This window comes from Halarcobacter sp. (assembly GCF_963676935.1).
Classification (GTDB): Bacteria; Campylobacterota; Campylobacteria; order Campylobacterales; family Arcobacteraceae; genus Halarcobacter.
In genome coordinates, this window is record NZ_OY781470.1 from 1,932,455 (window position 1) to 1,954,067 (window position 21,613).

Consider the following 21,613-nt stretch of genomic DNA (forward strand, 5'->3'; position numbering starts at 1 on the left):
GTATATACTTATAGGAGCCACTACAAATAGGAGTATAAACGTGATTAAACCCATTTGAGTTTGTATAGAAATAAACATGATGATGGCATATATAAGCATTAAAATAATTCTATGATTTTTTTCAAGTTTGATATTTGAAAGTTTATTTATATATTTATTTATACTCAATTTTAATCCTTAATTTATTATACCATTTTTTTATGACACCTATTTTAGTCTCTCTTTATGAAAAGGGATTTTATTTTTTTGTGTCTTTTTCTCTTTAATATAACTATATGTAAAAATTAAAAAGATAAAAAAAACAAAATAAAAAACTATATCTAACATCTTTTTCCTTTTTTATCTACTTACTTATAATCTCTTCAACAATATTAAGTTCATCAAACAAACCTTGTTTAAATTCTGTTTCATCCAAAGAAGATAACTCTTTTTTCTGTTTTTGAATATGTTCTTTAAACTCTTCAATAAGATTTGCTTCCTTTTGTATATAATAAAAAACTAAATCATTGAGCCATTTTGCAGCATTTATCCTACCCTTACGATAGTTATTAGATAGATGAATATCTATTTTATTAAATTTATAATAAGTCATATGTGAGTTAAGCGAATCACTTAACACTTCTAATTTGGGTATAGATTTTTTCATAAAAGAATTATACCATTAATATTACATAATGTAAATAGATTGCATATTGTAATATATAAATTTTAAATAAAACTTTTTCCTAAGTAATATTAAAAAAACCACAAGCTAAAATTGCATTATGAATGAAAAAATAAAAAAATATATTAAAGAGATAGTTAAATACTCAATTTTTATAATAATAGCCCTAAATATAGTTAGTTACTATAAATCGCAAGATTTAAATAAAGAAAATCTTCCCTATGACGCCTTTAAACTAATTGATGACAAAAGTTATACTTTAGATAAAGAAAAACCTACATTAGTTTACTTTTGGGCTACATGGTGCCCTATTTGTAAATTACAATCCCCAACAATAGATGAATTATCAAAGAATTATCAAGTTATTACAATAGCAAGTCAATCAGGAACAAAAGAACAGATACTAAAATATCTAAAAGAAAACAATCTAAACTTTAAAGTTGTAGATGATACTTACAATGACTTTGCATATAGATTCAATGTAAAAGCCTACCCAACAACACTAATTTATGATAAAAATAAAAATCTTAAATTTACTGATGTTGGATATACTTCAAGTTTTAATCTAAAACTTAAATTGTGGTGGAGCAAGTAAGATATTTTTTTATTAATAAATTTTATATCTCATCAAAATTTGCAAAAGCATTTTCAATACTTGGAATACTCTTGTATGTTGTTTTTGTAAATCTCACATTTTTTGTTTTTAAATCACATATTGCAATTCTAAAACTAGAACCAATAAAGGGCTCTATAACACAGATGATTTTATCTTCAACCTGTCTTGTTGTGTAAACTGTACCTTGTAAAGAATTAAAAAAATACTTTGGATAACTTAAGGGCGTTATTTCAACTACATCTATTGTTTCTTGATTTTCAAGAGTTTGTACTATATCCATAGCTTCTTCATAACTCTCAAACTGAATACACCAGTCATCAAAATGTTTGTTAAAATGTTCTAAATCCTCATCTAGAAATCCACCTGCTAATGATTGTAAAGCATAAATTGACACTAAAACACCTTCAAATATATTAATTAAGGGTTAATTTTAGCATAAATTTTATTTCATGGACGAAAATAAGATATAAGCTCATACATAACTTCACTTTCTATTACTATGCATAGGTATAAAATAATTTCAAATTTAAATAAAATAGCAAGATTTAATCTTTCATTTAAAAAAGTGAAATCTTTTTTTGAAATATCATAAGAATGCATAGAAAGACTATGGGTGACATTTTGTTTATACCAAGCTATATAGGCTTCTCTTTTATTTATATTTTTCTTAGAAATTATCTCATATAAAAAATAAACATGAAGAATAGATATAAAAAATGAGCTCACTAAAAATATATTCTCTTGCAAATAATAAATTAAAATAATAAAAAAAGGATAAGTTATTAGGAAGCAACTGATTTTCTTGTGATTATGGTAAATATAATTTATAAAAAAATACTTGGAACCTAAGTTATTTAAAATATTTTTTTTAAAAATCAATACATTTATGTAAATCACGACTAATGTAATGACATGTAAATGAAGCAAAGAAACCATTATAATCCCTCCAATTCACCCAATAAAAAAACATCCTTTCAAAATTTATCTTAGTTGTATTTAATAATAAGTTAAAAATTTAATATAGATAATAGTTTAAGTAACACTTTTATTTATGATTATTTTTTACTTAATAAATATTTTTAAATCATATTTTTTCTATACCTTTCAAGTACTTATGTTAAAAGTCTAAATATATAAAAATTAATGGATTATAAAAAATGAAAGAAAAAATACAAACATTTGAAGAACTTACAAAATATACTAACTATTCTTTTATAGAAAAGCTTAATAGAGACCCTGATGAAAAAAATAATTCAGACAATAAATTTCCTAGAGAGGTGTTTTCTGGACACTATGTAAATGTGAAGCCAACTGCTTTAAAAGAACCAATATATATTTCACATAGTAAAATTTTTTTTGAAGAATTGAGTTTTGATGAAACTTTAATTAAATCTGAAGATTTTACAAAGATGTTTTCTGGTGATATTTCAAATCTACCTGAACAAATAAGAGATACAGGTTGGGCAACGGGATATGCACTTTCTATTTATGGTACAGAATATTATGCCCAATGCCCTTTTCAAACAGGAAATGGCTATGGAGATGGACGAGCAATCTCAGTTTTAGAAGCAGTTTTAAATGGCAAAAGATGGGAGTTTCAACTAAAAGGAGCAGGTCGAACCCCTTATTGTAGAGGTGCAGATGGACGTGCAGTTTTAAGATCAAGTGTTAGGGAGTTTTTAGCCCAAGAGCATATGTATAAACTAAGAATCCCTACATCTAGGTCTTTGACTCTTTTCACTTCTAAAAAAGAGCAAGTAAGTAGACCTTGGTTTAGAGATAATTCTTACTCAAAAGACCCTGAGCTTATGATAGAAGAAGATGTGGCAATTACAACAAGAGTTGCCCCATCTTTTATACGTGTTGGACAACTTGAACTTTTTGGAAGAAGAGCTAGAAAAGATGAACATCCAGATGCTTTAAAAGAGTTGGAGATGCTTGTGTTACATCTAATTGATAGAGAATATAGTGAAATAATCAATCAAGAATTAAGCCTAAAAGAGAAAGTATTACTTTTAGCAAAAAACTATCAAGATAGACTAACTTCACTTGTGGCAAACTGGATAAGAGTAGGATATTGTCAAGGTAATTTCAACAGTGATAACTGTGCGGCAGGTGGATTTACTTTAGATTATGGACCTTTTGGATTTATTGATATGTTTGATCCAAACTATCAACCATGGACTGGTGGAGGGATGCATTTTTCATTTTTCAATCAACCCCAAGCAGCTCAAAAAAACTTTAAATCATTTTGCAGTGCCTTAAAACCTTTACTTAAATCTACACCTGATAGTTTAAAACAATTGGAAAGTATTGAAAACGATTTCGCAAATATAATGCAATCAAAGATAGAAAAGATGTGGGCTTCAAAACTAGGACTTGATAAATTTGATTTTGAAATATTTAATGAGTTAATCAATCTTTTAATGGAAAATCCTATTGACTATACTATATTTTTTAGAGAGTTATCAAATATCCCTGAAGATATAAATGGTATATCAAAATCTTTTTATGATAATAGTTTTGAAAAGGAAAATATAAAATCAGCATGGAATAAATGGTTAAAAAATTGGAAAGAAAAATTAGATGAAGATTTAAAAACTGTTTCAATAAATATGAAACAAACAAATCCAAAATATACATTAAGAGAATGGCATCTAGTAACAGCATATCAAAATGCCGAAAATGGAAACTATGATTTAATTCAAGAGTTACAAGAAATCATGACTAATCCATATGACGAACAAACAAAAGAGATAGAAGAAAAATATTATAGAAAAAAACCAACAGACTTTTTTGGAATAGCTGGGATATCTCACGTGAGTTGCTCTTCATAAACAAAAATGTTTAAATTTTAAACTTTTTTGTTACTTTCTGGTGACTATCTTGTTATATCATTTTATTATTATTTGTATTATAAAAAATATGGGGATTAAAATGATTGGAAGCAAATATAAAGCTACATTTCAAGATAACAATGTAGTAGTTAAGTTCAGTGATAAAGTAATCAAATATGAAGTTGATAGTAATGAAATGGCACAAGGTGTTTCAAACCTATTTAATAGACAATGTGTACTAGAAATATCAGAGATTTGGGATACAATTTTTGAATCAATAAATCAATATAAAAAACAAATCGCGTAAGCGTTAATAAAAATTTTAATAAACATAAAGATATAGTATAACAACTATGTCTTTATCTTACAAACTCTTTTTCTATAAATTAAACAATATATCGACGACTAAAAAAACTTGTTAAATAACTTCAAATTTAAAACTATCCTCACTTTATAAACCTATAACCCATCATACCGTATAATCCCAAACTCAAAAAACATACAAAGAAGAATCCATGATTGAATTAGTTAACATCTCAAAAAGTTATCCAACAAATGATTTATATAAAGATTTAAATCTTAGATTAAATGCCAAAGACAAAGTTGGTCTTGTGGGGCGAAATGGTACAGGTAAATCTACACTTTTTAAACTTATACTGGGTGAGGAACATCAAGATAGTGGAGAGATAAAACTGCCTAAAGCCTATAAAATAGGTGCTTTAAAACAGTATTTTGACTTCACTGAAAAAACTTTGATAAATGAAACAGCTCTTGCCTTAAGTGAAGAGGATAAATATGAAATTTATAAAGCTGAAAAGATACTTTTTGGTTTAGGTTTTACTATGGAGGATTTAGACAAAGATCCTAAATCTTTTTCAGGTGGTTATCAAATTAGAATTAACCTAGCTAAATTACTTTTAACTGAACCAAATATGCTTTTACTGGATGAGCCAACAAACTATTTGGATATTTTGTCTATTAGATGGCTAAAAGATTTTTTAAAAAACTTCCAAGGGGAAGTTATCCTAATCACTCATGATAGAGATTTTATGGATAGTGTTTGTACACATACTTTAGGAATAGTAAGAAAAAGTGCTTTTATGATTCAAGGTGGAACAAGAAAATTTTATGAACAAATTTTAGCAAATGAAGAGCACCATGAAAAACAAAAAATTGCCCAAGAGAAAAAGATAAAAGATTTAGAAGAGTTTATTGCTAAAAACAAAGCAAGGGCAGCAACAGCTACACTAGCTCAATCAAAAGTTAAAATCTTGGAGAAAATGGATATTTTAGAAGATTTGGATTATGATGCAAATTTAAAGTTTGATTTTAACTATAAAGATTCTGCAGCTAAATTTTTGGTGGAAGTAAAAGATTTATCTTTTGGTTATACACCTGATAAAATTCTTTTCAAAGATATCACTTTTGCTTTATCAAGAGGTGAAACTATAGGAATCATAGGAAAAAATGGTAAAGGTAAATCAACTTTACTTAATACTATAGCAGGAGAGCTTGAGGCTTTAAGTGGTAGTGTAGATTTTCACTCATCTTGTGTATTTGGTCACTTTGGTCAAACAAATATCTCACATCTAAACCAAGAAAATACAATCATGGATGAGATTTATAGTGTAAATCACAAACTACCAGAAGCAGTTATTAGAAGCATTTGTGGTCTTATGATGTTTAGTGGAGATAATGCAAAGAAAAAAATCTCACTTCTCTCAGGGGGAGAAAAATCAAGGGTAATGCTTGGTAAAATCATAGCCCAAGATGTAAACCTACTTTTCCTAGATGAGCCAACAAACCACTTAGATATAGACTCTATAGATGCCCTTACAAATGCAATAAAAGCATTTCCTGGTTCTTGTATGATAGTTACTCACTCGGAAGAGTTATTAAGAGCTGTATGTGATAGATTGATTGTATTTACAAATGATTCAGCTGACTATTTTAACGGAACTTATGATGAGTTCTTAGAAAAAATTGGTTGGGAAGATGATGCAGTTGAAGAAAAAAAAGTAGAAAAACCAAAAAGAAATAAAAAAGAGATAAAAAAACTAAGAGCAGCAATCGTAACCCAAAAAAGTCAAGCAACAAAACCTATTAGAACAAGAATAGAAGAGATTGAAGCTTTAAATGGTGCAGAAAAAGCAAAATGTGAGCAAGAACTAAGAGAGTTACTAAAACAACTTGAAAAGTTAAATGATGAGTTTCAAAAAAAGCTAGATGAGATTTAAAATCTAAAAATGAGTAAACTAAAATATCTAGCCCACTACCCAAAAGAGTATGTTTCGCAAATACAAAAACTACTAGATGAAAAAAAGCTAGACAAATATCTACTAAGCAAATACAAAACTTGTCATGAATACAAAAGTGACAAGGCTTTGTATGAATATACAATAGATTTAAAAAATCAATTCCTAAAAAAATCTTTACCACTTAGCAAAGTAGTTTATGATGGAAAAATAAATGTAATAAATGATGCCTTAGGTTTACACACATTCATCTCAAGAGTTCAAGGTGGAAAACTAAAAAGCAAAAACGAAATAAGAATAGCCTCAATCTTCAAAAACGTACCCCAAGAGTTTCTACAAATGATTGTAGTGCATGAATTAGCCCACATAAAAGAGAAACAACACGACAAAGCCTTTTATAAACTATGTACTTTTATGGAACCAAACTATCATCAGTATGAGTTTGATTTGAGAGTTTATCTTACTTATGTTGATAGGTTTGGGAAGTTGTATTAGGATGATAATCTAAATAAATAATGATAAGAAATGTATTATCTTGTAAATTAACAGCAAAAGATAATTACAAATACACATACTAAATAATCAATGAATTAGAAAAAGAATTATGCCATAAACCTTACTATAGTAATTGCATCTCACATAAGTTATTCATTGTAAAAAATTCAAAAAAACTTTTTTAAGTTATATCTTCTATTTTCCTCTCAAAAAATAAAATATTATCAAAATATAAAGGAACAAAATAATGAGCCTTAAAAAATAATTGTTCTTTTGAAGTTGTAATTCCATCATGCATTATGTTGTTTCTTTCTTCCCTTAAGATATTAAGATAAAAACCTTTTCTAACAATTCCTTCTTTTTCAATATAATTTATCATATTTACTAAAGATTTCAAATCTTTATTTGTAATGTCATACAGTTTTTTTTCCTTACAAAGCTCAAGAAATTTTTTTATTGTCTTTTCAAATTGAATAGAAAGTTTATATATGCCTATATCAATTTTTTCAACTGTTAAATAATTTTTTACATCATAAAGATTTTCTTTTGTGACTTTGTCTTTTATTCCATCTATATTTTTATCTAAAATATCAATTGAATTTGAATCTTTAGAATACTCATACATTACATAGTAATTCTTTATATCTTCTCTCCAATGCTTAATATCTGTCATTTCTCTCAAATAGTTATAAAATGTAATTTTATTGCAATTAAAGTTCTTTGAAATTTCATCATACAAATATTTTTTTCGATAAGGAGTATTTGGATTAGAGTAAAGTATGCTCCTTACATCATCTTGAATTCTTTCTCGTAATGTAATTTTTTCAATAATTTTATTTTCATCAGAATACATTATATATATTCTACCAAAGTGTTTTCTTTTTATAAGATTATCTTGCCTTAGTACAAAATTTCTAATAGCTTGTTCACTATAGTCAAATTCTGATTTTATTTTTAAAATTAATTTAGGAAAAGTGATTTCTTCAGTTAATTCTTTTTTTATATAATTTAATATGTCAAATTTTGATTCCTCAATTTTCTTTTTCCGTTTTTCAATACTTTTAGAATTTTTACCATCAAATAATGCAAAATGATTTTCTTTTATATTTTCAAATAATTCATAATTATATAAATTTGTTATTAAACTTCTTTTTTTTGTTTTATATCTTATTTTTGATACCTCACTATAGATATCATCAATACTCAATATCTTTCCATTTTCTAATACTTTTTTTATTGCATCTTTAATTGTAATATTCTGGTGATTATCTTCTGTCAAAAACCATCTTCCTGACTTACTTATATTACAAAACCTATTATCATTTGATAATATTGAAGATACATACCTTTGAGTTACACTATTATCATAATTCATCAGAGTTTTACAAATATCCTTAATATGTAATGGTTCTTTACTTTTTTCTATAATTTTAAATATTTGTTCTTTTTTAGGTAAATATTCAATTTTTCTTTCAATATGTGAATCATATATTTCATAATCAGTACATACTTTAAGTAAAGATAAAATTAGTTCATTATCTTCTTTTCTATTATTTATCTCCCTTTTTACATCTCCAATAAATTTAAACTTATCTATTTTATCTTCTTTTTTAAGTATTTTGTTGAAAGAAGAAGTTATTATTTTAATTCTCTCATGATGAATATTTGTGTTACGTTTAATCCATAAGCCTTTTTCTTTTTCTCCACTGTACTCAACAAGATTTACTACATTTTCATAATTTAGAATATTTATTAAAAAATATATAAAATTTTTGTCTACATCAATATACTCTTTATTAATAAAATCAAACAAACAAGTCTCTGTAATGAGATAGTCATTTGAATCTAAAAAAGATTTCAATTTAAATAATTTTTCATGTAAGTATTTAGATATTTTAAATCTTGTGGATAATAATATTTCAGAAAGTCTAATTATAATATCATTTGAAATTTGTCTGACTCTTTCTCGTGTAATACCATAATATAGTCCAATATCTTCAAGTGTTTCTAAAGATGAATTATTTAAACCATAACGTTTAAGCATAATGTCTAAATTTCTATCAGAATTACTTTTATATTTTACTCTTATTATTAATTCAATTAATGTATATAATTCTTTTTCAGTAAAATTATTACAATATAAATAAAGATTTTTCATTTTATTTTTTCCTAAAAATAAATAAAAATCTTTTTCTATTTTTAAAAATATTTTTTCAATATGTTTTTGTATTCTTTGTTTATCAATCTTCTTTAATTCTACAATTAAATCTATATTATTAATTACATTAAATAAGTTGTGATAATTATATTTATCAAAAATTTCTTGATATTTAATAACATTGATTGCCTTAGAGGATATAAATTTTGTCTTTTCAAGTAAGTCACGTTCTGTAAATAACATTCTATTCTAATCCTTATTGTAATAAATAATACTATTTATTTATTATACTATGCAATAGTTTAAAATTATAATTTGGCTACAAATAAACCTAATAAAAAAAATTATGTATAAAGGTCAACTTTTTACATTTATAAAAAATTTCAAATAAATTTCTTATGTTGATAATTAACATAAGTTAGTATATTAAAATTACTAAATCAGTTTAATGAATAATATTTTGAAATTACACCCCTGAGGTTGAATCTCCACTTTCATAAAATCAATACTCTGGTTTCTTATATTAATGAGCAATAAATAAAATCAAAATAACTTCATCTTTAAAAGTAAAATAAGATATCTATTTACTTCTATCTAACCAATAAGCAGGTTTTCTACTATTATGCATAACAGCAATTATAAAAATCTCTTCATTGTTTGTTTTATAAATTATAGAAAAAGGGAATTTATTTAAGATATATCTTTTAAAGCCAAATTGGAATGTCGCCCAAGTATCTGGAAAGTTTTGTATGGCTAAGAATCCTTCTTCTAATTCAGATAAAAACTTATCTCCTAGACCTTGTAGTTTTTCTTCATACCAAGTATAAGAACCTTTGATTTCATTTGCAATATCTGGATGAAATGATATTTGTTTCATATTAAGATATTACTTGTTGTTTTATACTATCCCAACTTACAGTTTGAACTTTTCCTGTTTCAATCTCTTCATATCTTTGTTTAGCTAGATTTGCCCATTGTTGCTCAGAATCGTTATCATGGGTTTCATCTAAAGAAGCTATCAAGTATTTCATTAAATTATTTTTTTCGTTTGTTGATAATGATTGAACATCTTCAATAACTCGTTCCATAATTTTAGTCATTTGTAATCCTTGAAAAGCTTTTTTTAATTATAACATATTTAAATTCAATTCTTAAAATAGCCCAAATTAATTTAATTCTATAGAAATATTTTAAATCAAATCAATGAATATAATTTTTGAATAGTTCAATGAAAAGTAAAAAATGTTATGGGAGTTAACGTCCGTTAATGACTATAATATTTTTTTGATTTGAAGCAGTAATCTTTTTGTACTTGCACTCTCTTTGAGAAAAAGTATGCTTAGTGATTTGATTTGTTTTCTTTGAAAACAAAAAGTGGCTCCGGCACCTAGATACTAACCAAAAAAATCACAGATAGCCTATATCATCACAAATACAGACTTTCTATGAGATTTTCACTTTGTATTATATCTCAAATTTTGGCAGTCAATTAGTGAAAAATATAAAATTATTTTCTTTATATTTAACTTTCTTCATAGGCTAAAACAACTTTTTTTCTATCAATTCCCCATCTATATCCACCTATAGCAGCACTTTTTGATATTACTCTATGACAAGGGATTAAAAAGCCAATATGATTTGAACCTATTGCAGTTGCAACTGCTCTGACTGCTTTTGGTTTTCCTATAAATTCAGCTACATCTGAATAAGTTGAGATATCTCCACTTTTAATATTTAAAATTGCTTTCCATACATTGATTTGAAAATTTGTCCCTTTTACAAAAAGATTCATTTTTTCTTTTTTTATAAAGATTTTGTCCAATAATTCTTGAGCTTTTTTATCATCTCGAATAAACTTAGCTTTATTCCAATTTGTTTTTAATCTATTTAATATTTCCTCATAAGACTCTTCATAAAATTCCAATGAACAAATACCCTTTTTAGTAATTGCAATCATTGTTTTACCAAAAGGTGAAAATCCAAAACCATATATAATATTAAGATTTTCTCCCATTTTTTTGTATTCATTTGGAGTTACCCCAATAAAGTTTACAAATAATTCGTGTAGTCTACTTGAACTTGATAAACCTAAGTCTATTGAAGTATCTAATATTGAAGTTGAACTCTTAAGTTTCTCTTTTGCATGAGCTAATGTAGTTGCTTGTAAGAATTGCATAGGAGTTACACCAACATATTCCTTAAATATTCTTGCAAAATGATGTTTACTCATGCCTATGTGTAAAGACACATCTTCAAGTTTTGGTTGGTAAGTATAATTCTTATCAAAATACTCAATTGCCTTTTTTATATCTTCGTAGTATTTACTTTTTTCTTCTAATTTATTCATCATTGCTTCTTATTAATTAACCATAGAGATACAAAAATAATTCCTGCACCAAATAACATATTTATAGTGAATTCTTCATTTAAAAGAAATATACCTAATAAAGATGCACTAATAGGGATTAAATATGTAACCAATAACAATTTTACAGCACCAACACTAAAAAGTAATCTAAAATAGATAATATATGCTATTGATGTTGATACAATTGCAAGAAGAATTAAATCTTTAAATTGATACAAGGATTTGACTTCCATATTGTTTATTGATGAGAAAAATAAGCAATACATTATTATAGAGCTTGCACTTAACATCCCAAATACATTAAATATAGGATTATAATCTTTTAATTTTTTTCCAAAAACCCCTGCAAAAGCATAGGAGATAGCTGCTAATATAGCAAATGTACCTGCTATTTCAAAATCACCAAAGCTATGAGGCAATAATAAGATAATTATTCCAACAAATCCTATCAAAATTCCTATAAGTTTAAGAAAGGATATTTTTTCATCTTTTGTTAGAAAGTGTGCGAGAACTGCCGTAAAAATTGGAGTTGTCGCATTCAATAAAGATGCCAATGAAGCTGTTATTGTTTCTTGTGCATATGTTATACTTAAAAATGGGATCACATTATTTAAACTACCCATTACAAAAAACATACCAAAAAGTTTTAAATCTAAAATAATTTTTATTCTTTTTATAAGTAAAACTAGTAGAATAAATATTGAAGCAAAAAAAACCCTAAAGAACACTGTTTGTTCAAAGGTAAAATAAACTAATGACTTCTCAATAAAATAAAATGACCCTCCCCAAACTATTGATAAAATAATTAAAAGTGTCCAGTTTTTTAAACTCATAAATATTCCTTTTTTATTAAAAGTATATATCTTTAACATGAATATTAACAATCCGAATCTTGCTTTTTTATATCTTGCAATCACTATTAGCTTAATAAAATTAGAAAATCAAAAATCCAGAACAAAAACACAAAAACTCTTTGACAAATATTCAAGAAAAAGTTCATGCAATGGAACTTTTATATAGAAAATTATATGAATCACAAGATTTTAGTTCAATCTCATTAAATAGATATATATATCTGAACTTACAAATTAACTTCAAAACAGTTATTCAAATAATGAAAAAGTCAAAATAATAAATGATACCTTAGATTTACACACTTTTATCTCAAGAGTTCAAGGTGAAAAAGTAAAAATGAAATAAGAATAGCCTCGATTTTTAAAAATGTATCCCAAGATTTTTACAAATGATTGTAGTACATGAACTAGCCACATAAAAAAGAAACAACACAACAAGGCCTTTTAAACTATATACAAACTATCATCAGTATGAGTTTGATTTGAGAGTTTATCTTGCATATGTGATAGGTTTAAACTTTATTAGAATGGTAACATAGAAGTCTTGTACATTTATACCAAGTATTAAAAAAATTGAGATATATCATTCTCGAAGATTATATAATTATTCTAAATTATTATAATCTATTTCTAATTCACTATTTAGTAATTTAAAAAAGATTTCATTTCTATCTTGAGATAAATGAAGAATATCTTCATATGCATACATTTCAATTCTAATTTTTTTATATTCAGGCTCATTGTAACAGTTTTTTGATATTGAGAATTCTTCATTAAAAAAATATGAGCATTCAAGAAAAGGTATTTTGTTTGGTTTTCCAGCAATATTATTTGAGTTTAATTCTTTTAAAATATCACTTTTTCTAGCAAGTATTATACCACTATAAAGTATACTGCCTGTATCAACACTCCAATTAATTATTTTTTCAGGATTATCATAAAATTTCGTTGCATATCTTTTTACTTGGGCTAACATACTCTCATACTTATCACCAGTATTATGAGAATGAGTAGTAGACTTTAATTCTAAAATCAATAGTTCTTTGGGTCTTTCTTTGTCATTCATCCATAAATAAATATCTGTTGCTTCTTGACCCTTATTTGTACTTTGCCCATTTCTAGCCTCTGAAAAAACTGTAAACTTATCATCTAAAATCCACAAATTATGTAAATGATTAATATTATCAGATTCTGTGATTTTTTCTCCTCTTCTAAATATTAAGTCATGAATTTCATCTTCTAATTCTGATTTTTTATTACCTTCATTATCAAATTTTTTAATTAATTCTTTTAATTTCTCTAATATTCTTCTTCTATGTTCAATATAAATATAAAGACTTGAATTTAATAACTTCTCATTTTCTGAACTATCTGTTTTATCTTTTGTCCAATAATTTTTTTCCGCTTTTCCTTTATTTTCTAATGCAGTTGACAAGATATCACTTTCAGTTAAAATTTTTTTTGTTTGTTTTACTTTAAATTCATCAGTAAATGTTGATAAAGAAGGGTATTTATTTTTAACACTCTTAAAATTTTTCATACTTAATTTTTTATTTTTTTCAATTTCTTTATAAAAAAAGCTACTTAATTTTTCATTTAATATAGTCTGTATTTTTTCAATATTTTCCTCTTCGATTTCAATCTTATCACCTTTTTGGTCTACACTTTCATCAAAATATGATGAAAGTAATAAAAAGTCATAAGATTCATTCAAGTTTATTTCATATTCAATTTTTGCTATATCTATTTCAGCTTTTAATTGCCGTGCGTAACACTTAATTTTATTCTTAATTTTAGGTGAACTATTATCTTTTTTCAACAACCATAAATTAAAATCTTTTGTACCTAAATCTTTATCTTCAAAGTCTACAGTAAAATCAATACTTTTGACATTATTTTCTATATAAGAATTATCTAATAGTTTTGATTCACCATTGAAAGTTATATGTAACTCAAGATTTTTTATATCTATAAAAAATGGAAAGAAATTATCTATAAACCAATTTCGTAATTTATCTGCTGTCGAATATTGTTTAAAAAAAGTATTTGCACGTTTAAATGTTTGTTGTTTGTTTATAATAAGAGTTAATATAGTTTCATTAATTCTCTTATTCGTGTTATAGCCTTCTTTCTCTTCTATATCAAATAATGATGATTGTCCTTCATTTGGGTATTTAAATATTTTTTCTTTATATGTCCCATCTTTTTCTTTAAAGACAGATTTATATTCAGCATCATCTGAATAAAAAACAATTGCTAATCGCCCTTGCCCCATTGGATTAAACATTAGATCTTTTTTTTGTGGATTTGGCTCATCTAAATGTGTAAAATAAATACTATTATGTTCTGTAAACCCATCTCCATTATCTTTAATTATAATAATTATCTCATTATCATTTAACTCTATAGAAAATTCCACTCTTGGGATTACATCTGTTTCAGCATTTGTTCGTATGATTGTTGAATGAATTGCATTTGAAACAACTTCTCTAATTAGATAACTAAATTTTTCTCTAGAATGCTTATATAATTTTTCTGCTCTATATGTAATATTAGACTTTTGTTCCATTAAATTAACTCCAACTAATTAAATATACTGTTAATAGCATAGTAATAATTATTATACTAATTTATTATTTAAAGCTTATTTTTACAAATCAATTTAATGAATAAGATTTTGAAAGAGTTCAAGGCAAATTGATTTTTTAGTATAGGAGTTAACGTCTGTTAATGACTATATTAAAAAATTGATTTAACGCAGAAATATTTTCTTGTGTTTACACTCTCTGTGAGAAAAGATTGTTTAGTAAATTGATTTAAAATAAAATTTTTAAAGTGGCTCCGGCACCTGGATTCGAACCAGGGACCAAATGATTAACAGTCATCTACTCTACCACTGAGCTATGCCGGATTTTGATTATTAAGTTTGAATAAAATTTTAAATAGTGGCTCCGGCACCTGGATTCGAACCAGGGACCAAATGATTAACAGTCATCTACTCTACCACTGAGCTATGCCGGAATCTATGTAAAATTATAATTATTTAAAAGGTTGTTAAGTGGCTCCGGCACCTGGATTCGAACCAGGGACCAAATGATTAACAGTCATCTACTCTACCACTGAGCTATGCCGGAATCTATACTTCCTCTTAAATGGGTTGGAATTATAGTAAAAAAAGCTTGATTTGTCAAGAGATTTTCTATAGTTTTTATAATTTTCTATAAAATTTAATTCCAGTACTATCAACTACTTTAACTTCACCATTTTTTAGTAAGTTTGATAAGCTTATTTTTGCATTTTCATCAAACATATTATCTATATCTTCTTGCGTTAAAGGTCTTCTTATTAGTAGAGATTTTATCTCCTCTTCACTAAAACTATTTGTTTGTTTTGGTCTATTTTTATATGCAATATTTACATTCACACCCTCAAAAGTATTTGCAACTTTTTCTAGTGTTTCAAAGCTTACAGGTTTTACCTCATATGCAGGTGGTCTGTCTATTGTACCTATATCTACTCTATGTGGATTTATCTTTTTAACAGTATTATATAAAAGATTTATCTCTTCATCTTTGTCATTTAAAGTTTTAACAAATAGTATTTCTAAAACAAACTTATTTGTTGTTTGTTTTCTAAACTCAACCATACTCTCAATCATCTTTTCAATATCAATACCATCATGGATTCTATCAAGTTTTTTAAAACACTTTTCACTTACACAATCTAGTGATAGTTTTACTGTATCAAGTTTTAATAAAGCATCAAAAACCTCTTTTTGATAAATTGTACTTCCATTTGAAAGTATCATGGTTTTTGTATCACCTTTGATTTTGTTTATCTCATCTATTAGTTCTGATAGTTTTGGATATAAAGTTGGCTCACCATTTGCTGTGATAGTTATAACATCAATCTTAGGATGCTTTTGCATTGATTCTTTTATGGCTGTTATCACTTCTAATACACTTGGATATGTAGTCATAGTATCTACTGTTTTTGCTTTTTCAAGTTCACAGTAAAGACAGTCAAAGTTACATTGTTTTGAAGAAGGAGATAGGTCCACTCCCAAAGAGATTCCAAATCTCCTTGAAGGAACTGGACCAAAGATAATTGAGTTTGAATATGACATTTATTTTTTTGACACTCTTTGACACTCTTTTACAAAGTGGATTGCATTTTCAACTGGAACATCAGGTAAGATACCATGACCTAAGTTAAAGATATGACCTTCACCTTGCATAATCTTTTGAATACCCTCTACACACTCTGTAGTTTTCTCTTTTGAGTATAATCTAGTTGGTTCCATATTTCCTTGAAGTACATATTGACTCCCAAGTTTCTCTTTAGCTAATGCCATTGGAGTTCCCCAGTCTACACCAAATACATCAAAGTTACCATAAACTAATCCCCTTTCAATAAATGCCGCAACACCTTTAGGGAACATAATAACTGGGATATTTGGATACTTCTCTTTTATATATTCAGCAATCTCAACCATATATGACCAAGAGAACTCATCATATTTTGATGGTTCAATTGCAGCAGCCCATGAATCAAAGATTTGAACAACATCAGCACCTGCTTCAATTTGTTTTATCATATAGTATTTAACTACTTCTGTAACTTTTCTAAGAATATTATGTAGAAGTTCAGGGTTTAAATACATCATCTTTTTGCAAATATTATATGTTTTTGTACCTTGCCCTTCAATCATATATGTAGCAAGTGTCCAAGGAGCACCTGTAAATCCAATAAGTGCTTTATCTTCTGGTAATCTTTGTTTTAATAATTTGATAGTTTCATATACATAAGTTAGTTTATCAGCTGCTTCTTCACCACCAAGTAATGCATCAACATCTTCTTGTGTTTTAACTGGTGTATCAAACTTAGGACCTTCACCTTTAATAAACTCTAATTTCATTCCCATCTCATTTGGAATAACTAAAATATCTGAAAATAAAATCGCCGCATCAACCCCAACTATATCAAGTGGTTGAATTGTAACTTCACAAGCCATCTCTGGATTATGACATAAAGATAAAAAATCCCCAGCTTTTTTTCTAACTTCCATATACTCTGGAAGATATCTTCCTGCTTGTCTCATCATCCATACAGGTGTGTATGGAGTCTCTTTTCTAAGACAAGCATCAACAAAAATTTTTGACATACATATAACCTTTTGTAATTTAGTGTTTTCCAACTTTCCCAAGGAAAAATAGCCCAACAGCTAATAATCCTATAGAAAGTGCAAAATATAACATCTCCAAAGCTCCATTATAGCTAGTGTGTAAGACTTTCTGGAAAAAACTTACAACTAAAACCATCACAATAACTTTTGCAATTTTATCTTTTAATTGGTCAAGAGATGAGATATTTAAAATATTAGTCCCATTGTTTGATTCTTCTGCCACATCTATTTTTGAAATAAACAGTTCATAAAGCCCAAATGCAAATATTAGCATAACAACAGCAATCAAATATAAATCGACTGCTCCAATTATCTTACTAACAATTACTTCATGGAAATCTTCAGGATGTAATCCTTTTGTATATACTTCAAAAGCATAAGTTAATACTTCATAAATATCAACAGAAGCAACAATAAAAAGAATAGTAGAACCTATAAGACCAAATATAACAGCAAGCAAGACAAAAAGTCTTGCTTTCCACATGGTACTTTCAAAAAATCTTTCTAACATAGAAAAATTATTCTCCTAACTCTATCCATTTTAATGCAATTCTAACAGAATTAGTAGCAGCCCCTACTCTTACTTGGTCTGCAACATTAAAAAAGTGTACAACATTGTGTGCATAAACATCTTTTCTAATTCTTCCACAATATGTTATATCTGTATCAGTTGAAATAATTGGCATTGGGTATGCATTATTTTCTAAATCATCAATAACCTCTACATTTTCAAATTTTTCTAAAGCATCTTTTATTTCTGCTACATCTACATCTACATCATCTTCAAATGTAACTGTAATAGATTCAGAGTGAGATCTAAGTACTGGAACTCTAACACAAGTTGCTGCAACTTGTACATCTTTATGTAAGATTTTTTGAGTCTCTTTTACCATTTTCATCTCTTCTTTAGTAAATCCATTTGGTTGAGCTACGTCAATTTGAGGAATTACATTTAAAGCAATTTGGTGTGCAAATGCATTTTTTTCTGCATCATCTAATTGAAAAGCGAAAAATGCTTGCATCTGTTTAACAAGCTCCTCCATACCAGTTTTTCCTGCACCTGAAACAGCTTGATAAGTTGAAACATCTACTCTTTTGATACCATAAAGATCATCTAATGGTTTTAAAGCAAGTACCATTTGAATAGTTGAACAATTAGGATTTGCAATAATCCCTGTTTCTTTCCAGTTTGCTATATCTTCTGGATTTACTTCTGGCACAACTAAAGGAACATTTGGTTCCATTCTAAAATGACTTGTATTATCAATAACAACTGCACCAGCTTCAACTGCAAATTTTGCAAATTTTTCAGATACTGAACCACCTGCACTAAAAAATGCAATATCTACTTCATTTTCTTCAAAACAAGTTTCAGTAAGTTCTAAAACAGTAATCTCTTTTCCATCGTATTCTACTTTGCTTCCTGCACTTCTTGCACTTGCTAGTGGAACTAGATTGTTGATTGGGAAGTTATAATCTTTTAATACTCTAAAAAGTTCTTCACCAACAGCACCTGTAGCACCGACTACTGCTACATTAAATTTTCTCATTATTCATTTCCTTTATCATCATTGTTTTCTTCTACATCTAAAGAGTTATTCTCTTCAGTAGTTTTTTCTTTATCTAAAAGATTAAATTCATTTAAATCGATACCATCCATAGTATCAGCACTTTCTATACTTAACTCTTCATCTTCTTCTTTTGGACATCTTGCAATAGATACAACTTTATCTTTTGCATCTACATTTACAATAATTACACCAGAAGTGTTTCTTCCAGCTTTTCTAATTGTTTGCATATCAACACGGATCATTTTACCAATCGAAGTTAATGCCATTAAATCTTGTGTTTCATCAACTAATACTGCACCAACAACATTTCCAGTTTTTTGGTGAAGTTTCATAGAGATAACACCAGAACCTGCTCTGTTTGTTAATCTATATTCATCAACTGTTGTTCTTTTTCCAATACCTTTTTCAGATACTGTTAATAACTCATGTTGATCATCTTCAATAATCTCTGCATCAACAACAAAGTCAGTATCGTGTTTAAACTTAATACCTCTTACACCTCTTGTTGTTCTTCCTTGTTCTCTTGTTTTTTCTATATCAAATCTGATACATTGACCAAGACTTGTAAATATCATCAAGAATTGAGTATCAGGAGTTGTAATTTTTGCTGTAACAACTTCATCTGCATCATCAAGAACAATTGCTCTTACACCATTGCTTCTAATATTTGCAAAATCAGTTAATGATGTTCTTTTTACGATACCATTTCTAGTAAAGAATGCTAAAGATTTAGACTCATCAAAATCACTTGTTGGTAAAATAGCCATAATCTTTTCATCAGGTCTTAAGTTGATTAAGTTAACAACTGCTTTACCTTTTGCAGACCTACTTCCTTCAGGAATTCTATAAACTTTCAACCAATATAATTGTCCCATATTTGTAATAAACATCAAGGTATCATGGGTATTAGATACAAAGAACTTCTCAATAAAATCATCATCATGAGTAGTTACGGCAACTTTTCCTTTACCACCCCTTCTTTGTTTTTCATAAGATTTAATTGGAACTCTTTTTACATATCCATTATGGGTAATAGTAACTACCATTGGTTCATTTGGAATTAAGTCTTCAATATCAATTTCATCATATGAATCTTCAATTTCAGTTCTTCTTTCATCTGAATATTTATCTCTAATCTCTACTAACTCTTCTCTAATAATTTCATTTAATTTTTCTTCAGATTTTAAGATAGATTCAAGTTCTGCAATAAGTAATAATAACTCTTGATATTCAGCTTCTAATTTATCTCTTTGAAGACCAGTTAGTCTTCCTAATCTCATATCTAAAATTGCTTGTGATTGGATTGGAGATAAAGAGAATCTTTCTTGAAGTCTATCTTTTGCATCTGCATCATTTTCACTAGCTCTGATAATCTTAACAACTTCGTCAATATTATCAACAGCAATTTTTAAACCTTCTAAAATATGGGCTCTTGCTTTTGCCTTTTCTAAATCAAATATTGTTCTTCTAATAATTACTGTTTTTCTATGAGATAAAAATACTTTTAATAACTCAGGTAAATTAAATACTTTAGGCTCTTTATTATATACAGCTAAAAGAATAATACCAAATGTAGTTTCCATTGGAGTTGATTTATAAAGATTGTTTAATACAATCTCACTCATTGCATCTTTTTTAAGCTCAATTACAACTCTAATACCTTCTCTATCTGATTCATCTCTAACTTCAGAAATACCTTCAATTTGCTTATCTTTTGCAAGGTTTGCAATTTGTTCGATAAGTCTAGCTTTATTTACTTGGTATGGTAATTCATCTAAAACAATAACCTCTTTCTTACCTTTTGATTCAATATGATGTTTAGCTCTTATTTTAACTCTACCACGACCAGTATTATATGCATCAATAATACCACGTCTACCAAATATTGTACCACCTGTTGGGAAATCTGGTCCTTGGATAAATTCCATTAACTCATCAGCAGTTGTGTTTGGATTATCAATAGTATGTAATACAGCATCTAATAATTCCCCTAAGTTATGAGGAGGAATTTTTGTAGCCATACCAACAGCAATACCTTCACTACCATTTAAAAGTAGAGTTGGAACTCTAGTAGGTAATACATCTGGTTCTTTTAAAGTATCATCATAGTTTGGTACAAAGTTAACTGTATCTTTATCTAAATCCCTTAATACATCTTCAGAGATTTTTGTCATTCTAGCTTCTGTATACCTCATAGCAGCAGCACTATCTCCATCAATTGAACCGAAGTTTCCTTGACCGTCAACTAGTGGTGCTCTCATTGAGAAATCTTGTGCCATCCTAACAAGTGCATCGTAAACAGAACTATCTCCATGTGGGTGATACTTACCAATAACATCTCCAACTATCCTTGCAGATTTCTTATATGGTGCTCTCGCACTCATGTTTAAATCATGCATAGCATAAAGAATTCTTCTGTGCACTGGTTTTAATCCATCTTTTGCATCAGGAAGTGCTCTACCTATGATAACACTCATAGAATAATCCAAATATGAAGCTTTAATACTATCTTCTATATTTATGTTAATAATATCTTGATTTTCGAAAAGGTTCTCCATTAAAAAATGCCTTTATTGTAAAATTTAGATATTTTATCTAAAAAGGGCTTAG

Annotated in this window: 20 protein-coding genes and 3 tRNA genes; 6 read left to right on the plus strand and 17 right to left on the minus strand. The window is 27.3% G+C overall.

The features are described 5' to 3' along the window. Window positions 1–343 precede the first annotated feature (343 nt). On the minus strand, window positions 344–646 hold the full coding sequence (locus tag ACKU4C_RS09505; protein ID WP_321311635.1) for a hypothetical protein: 303 nt from the start codon (window positions 644–646) through the stop codon (window positions 344–346). A gap of 118 nt (window positions 647–764) precedes the next feature. Between ACKU4C_RS09505 and ACKU4C_RS09510 the strand changes: the two genes are divergently transcribed. Beyond that, window positions 765–1,259 carry a redoxin domain-containing protein gene (locus tag ACKU4C_RS09510; protein ID WP_321311636.1) on the plus strand — a complete coding sequence of 165 codons (495 nt, stop codon included), beginning with the start codon at window positions 765–767 and terminating at the stop codon, window positions 1,257–1,259. A 22-nt stretch (window positions 1,260–1,281) separates the two neighbouring features. On the opposite strand, the gene ACKU4C_RS09515 is transcribed toward ACKU4C_RS09510, so the two are convergent. Further along, the gene (locus tag ACKU4C_RS09515; RefSeq protein WP_321311637.1) at window positions 1,282–1,674 is read right to left on the minus strand and encodes a hypothetical protein; all 393 of its coding nucleotides are present in this window, start codon (window positions 1,672–1,674) and stop codon (window positions 1,282–1,284) included. A gap of 53 nt (window positions 1,675–1,727) precedes the next feature. Then, window positions 1,728–2,006, minus strand: coding sequence for a hypothetical protein (locus tag ACKU4C_RS09520; protein WP_321311638.1), 279 nt, complete (start codon window positions 2,004–2,006; stop codon window positions 1,728–1,730). Window positions 2,007–2,437: 431 nt separating this feature from the next. Between ACKU4C_RS09520 and ACKU4C_RS09525 the strand changes: the two genes are divergently transcribed. The 4 genes from ACKU4C_RS09525 to ACKU4C_RS09540 all read left to right on the plus strand — a co-directional run bounded on the left by ACKU4C_RS09525 (window position 2,438) and on the right by ACKU4C_RS09540 (window position 6,867). Beyond that, complete coding sequence (locus tag ACKU4C_RS09525; RefSeq protein WP_321311639.1) at window positions 2,438–4,117, plus strand: protein adenylyltransferase SelO family protein; 1,680 nt, start codon at window positions 2,438–2,440, stop codon at window positions 4,115–4,117. 100 nt (window positions 4,118–4,217) lie between these two features. Beyond that, the gene (locus ACKU4C_RS09530) at window positions 4,218–4,424 is read left to right on the plus strand and encodes a hypothetical protein (protein WP_321311640.1); all 207 of its coding nucleotides are present in this window, start codon (window positions 4,218–4,220) and stop codon (window positions 4,422–4,424) included. Window positions 4,425–4,632: 208 nt separating this feature from the next. Beyond that, the gene (locus ACKU4C_RS09535; protein WP_321311641.1) at window positions 4,633–6,354 is read left to right on the plus strand and encodes an ABC-F family ATP-binding cassette domain-containing protein; all 1,722 of its coding nucleotides are present in this window, start codon (window positions 4,633–4,635) and stop codon (window positions 6,352–6,354) included. Between the two features lie 9 nt (window positions 6,355–6,363). Continuing rightward, window positions 6,364–6,867: a M48 family metallopeptidase gene (locus ACKU4C_RS09540; RefSeq protein ID WP_321311642.1), complete on the plus strand. Its 504-nt coding sequence runs from the start codon at window positions 6,364–6,366 to the stop codon at window positions 6,865–6,867. A 181-nt stretch (window positions 6,868–7,048) separates the two neighbouring features. Here the strand turns inward: ACKU4C_RS09540 and ACKU4C_RS09545 are convergent, their stop codons facing one another. From ACKU4C_RS09545 to ACKU4C_RS09565, 5 genes are all read right to left on the minus strand, one after another. Then, on the minus strand, window positions 7,049–9,268 hold the full coding sequence (locus ACKU4C_RS09545; RefSeq protein ID WP_321311643.1) for a hypothetical protein: 2,220 nt from the start codon (window positions 9,266–9,268) through the stop codon (window positions 7,049–7,051). Window positions 9,269–9,605: 337 nt separating this feature from the next. Then, window positions 9,606–9,902 carry a type II toxin-antitoxin system RelE/ParE family toxin gene (locus ACKU4C_RS09550; protein WP_321311644.1) on the minus strand — a complete coding sequence of 99 codons (297 nt, stop codon included), beginning with the start codon at window positions 9,900–9,902 and terminating at the stop codon, window positions 9,606–9,608. A 1-nt stretch (window position 9,903) separates the two neighbouring features. After that, entirely contained in the window at window positions 9,904–10,125 is a 222-nt protein-coding gene (locus ACKU4C_RS09555; RefSeq protein WP_321311645.1) for an addiction module protein, read from the minus strand. 422 nt (window positions 10,126–10,547) lie between these two features. After that, window positions 10,548–11,372 carry a methylated-DNA--[protein]-cysteine S-methyltransferase gene (locus ACKU4C_RS09560; protein WP_321311646.1) on the minus strand — a complete coding sequence of 275 codons (825 nt, stop codon included), beginning with the start codon at window positions 11,370–11,372 and terminating at the stop codon, window positions 10,548–10,550. Beyond that, window positions 11,372–12,226 (minus strand): DMT family transporter, encoded by an 855-nt coding sequence (locus ACKU4C_RS09565; protein WP_321311647.1) that lies wholly within the window; start codon window positions 12,224–12,226, stop codon window positions 11,372–11,374. The genes ACKU4C_RS09560 and ACKU4C_RS09565 overlap by 1 nt, the downstream gene beginning before the upstream one ends. 140 nt (window positions 12,227–12,366) lie before the next feature. Here ACKU4C_RS09565 and ACKU4C_RS09570 point away from each other — a divergent pair, with 140 nt between their 5' ends. Beyond that, window positions 12,367–12,525 (plus strand): histidine kinase dimerization/phosphoacceptor domain -containing protein, encoded by a 159-nt coding sequence (locus ACKU4C_RS09570; RefSeq protein WP_321311648.1) that lies wholly within the window; start codon window positions 12,367–12,369, stop codon window positions 12,523–12,525. Window positions 12,526–12,851: 326 nt separating this feature from the next. Here ACKU4C_RS09570 and ACKU4C_RS09575 read toward each other — a convergent pair whose 3' ends face one another. From ACKU4C_RS09575 to gyrA, 9 genes are all read right to left on the minus strand, one after another. Then, window positions 12,852–14,816 (minus strand): hypothetical protein, encoded by a 1,965-nt coding sequence (locus tag ACKU4C_RS09575; protein WP_321311649.1) that lies wholly within the window; start codon window positions 14,814–14,816, stop codon window positions 12,852–12,854. Window positions 14,817–15,083: 267 nt separating this feature from the next. Next, window positions 15,084–15,158, minus strand: a tRNA-Asn gene (locus ACKU4C_RS09580). Between the two features lie 35 nt (window positions 15,159–15,193). Further along, window positions 15,194–15,268 (minus strand) — tRNA-Asn (locus ACKU4C_RS09585). A 38-nt stretch (window positions 15,269–15,306) separates the two neighbouring features. Beyond that, window positions 15,307–15,381: transfer RNA gene (locus ACKU4C_RS09590), tRNA-Asn, on the minus strand. A gap of 74 nt (window positions 15,382–15,455) precedes the next feature. Further along, window positions 15,456–16,373 carry a radical SAM protein gene (locus ACKU4C_RS09595; RefSeq protein ID WP_321311650.1) on the minus strand — a complete coding sequence of 306 codons (918 nt, stop codon included), beginning with the start codon at window positions 16,371–16,373 and terminating at the stop codon, window positions 15,456–15,458. Beyond that, on the minus strand, window positions 16,374–17,411 hold the full coding sequence (hemE, locus tag ACKU4C_RS09600) for a uroporphyrinogen decarboxylase (protein WP_321311651.1): 1,038 nt from the start codon (window positions 17,409–17,411) through the stop codon (window positions 16,374–16,376). 19 nt (window positions 17,412–17,430) lie between these two features. After that, entirely contained in the window at window positions 17,431–17,943 is a 513-nt protein-coding gene (locus tag ACKU4C_RS09605; protein WP_321311652.1) for a YqhA family protein, read from the minus strand. Between the two features lie 7 nt (window positions 17,944–17,950). Then, the gene (locus tag ACKU4C_RS09610; RefSeq protein WP_321311653.1) at window positions 17,951–18,982 is read right to left on the minus strand and encodes an aspartate-semialdehyde dehydrogenase; all 1,032 of its coding nucleotides are present in this window, start codon (window positions 18,980–18,982) and stop codon (window positions 17,951–17,953) included. Further along, window positions 18,982–21,561, minus strand: coding sequence for a DNA gyrase subunit A (gene gyrA, locus ACKU4C_RS09615; protein ID WP_321311654.1), 2,580 nt, complete (start codon window positions 21,559–21,561; stop codon window positions 18,982–18,984). Before gyrA ends, ACKU4C_RS09610 begins: the two co-directional genes overlap by 1 nt. Window positions 21,562–21,613 lie beyond the last annotated feature (52 nt).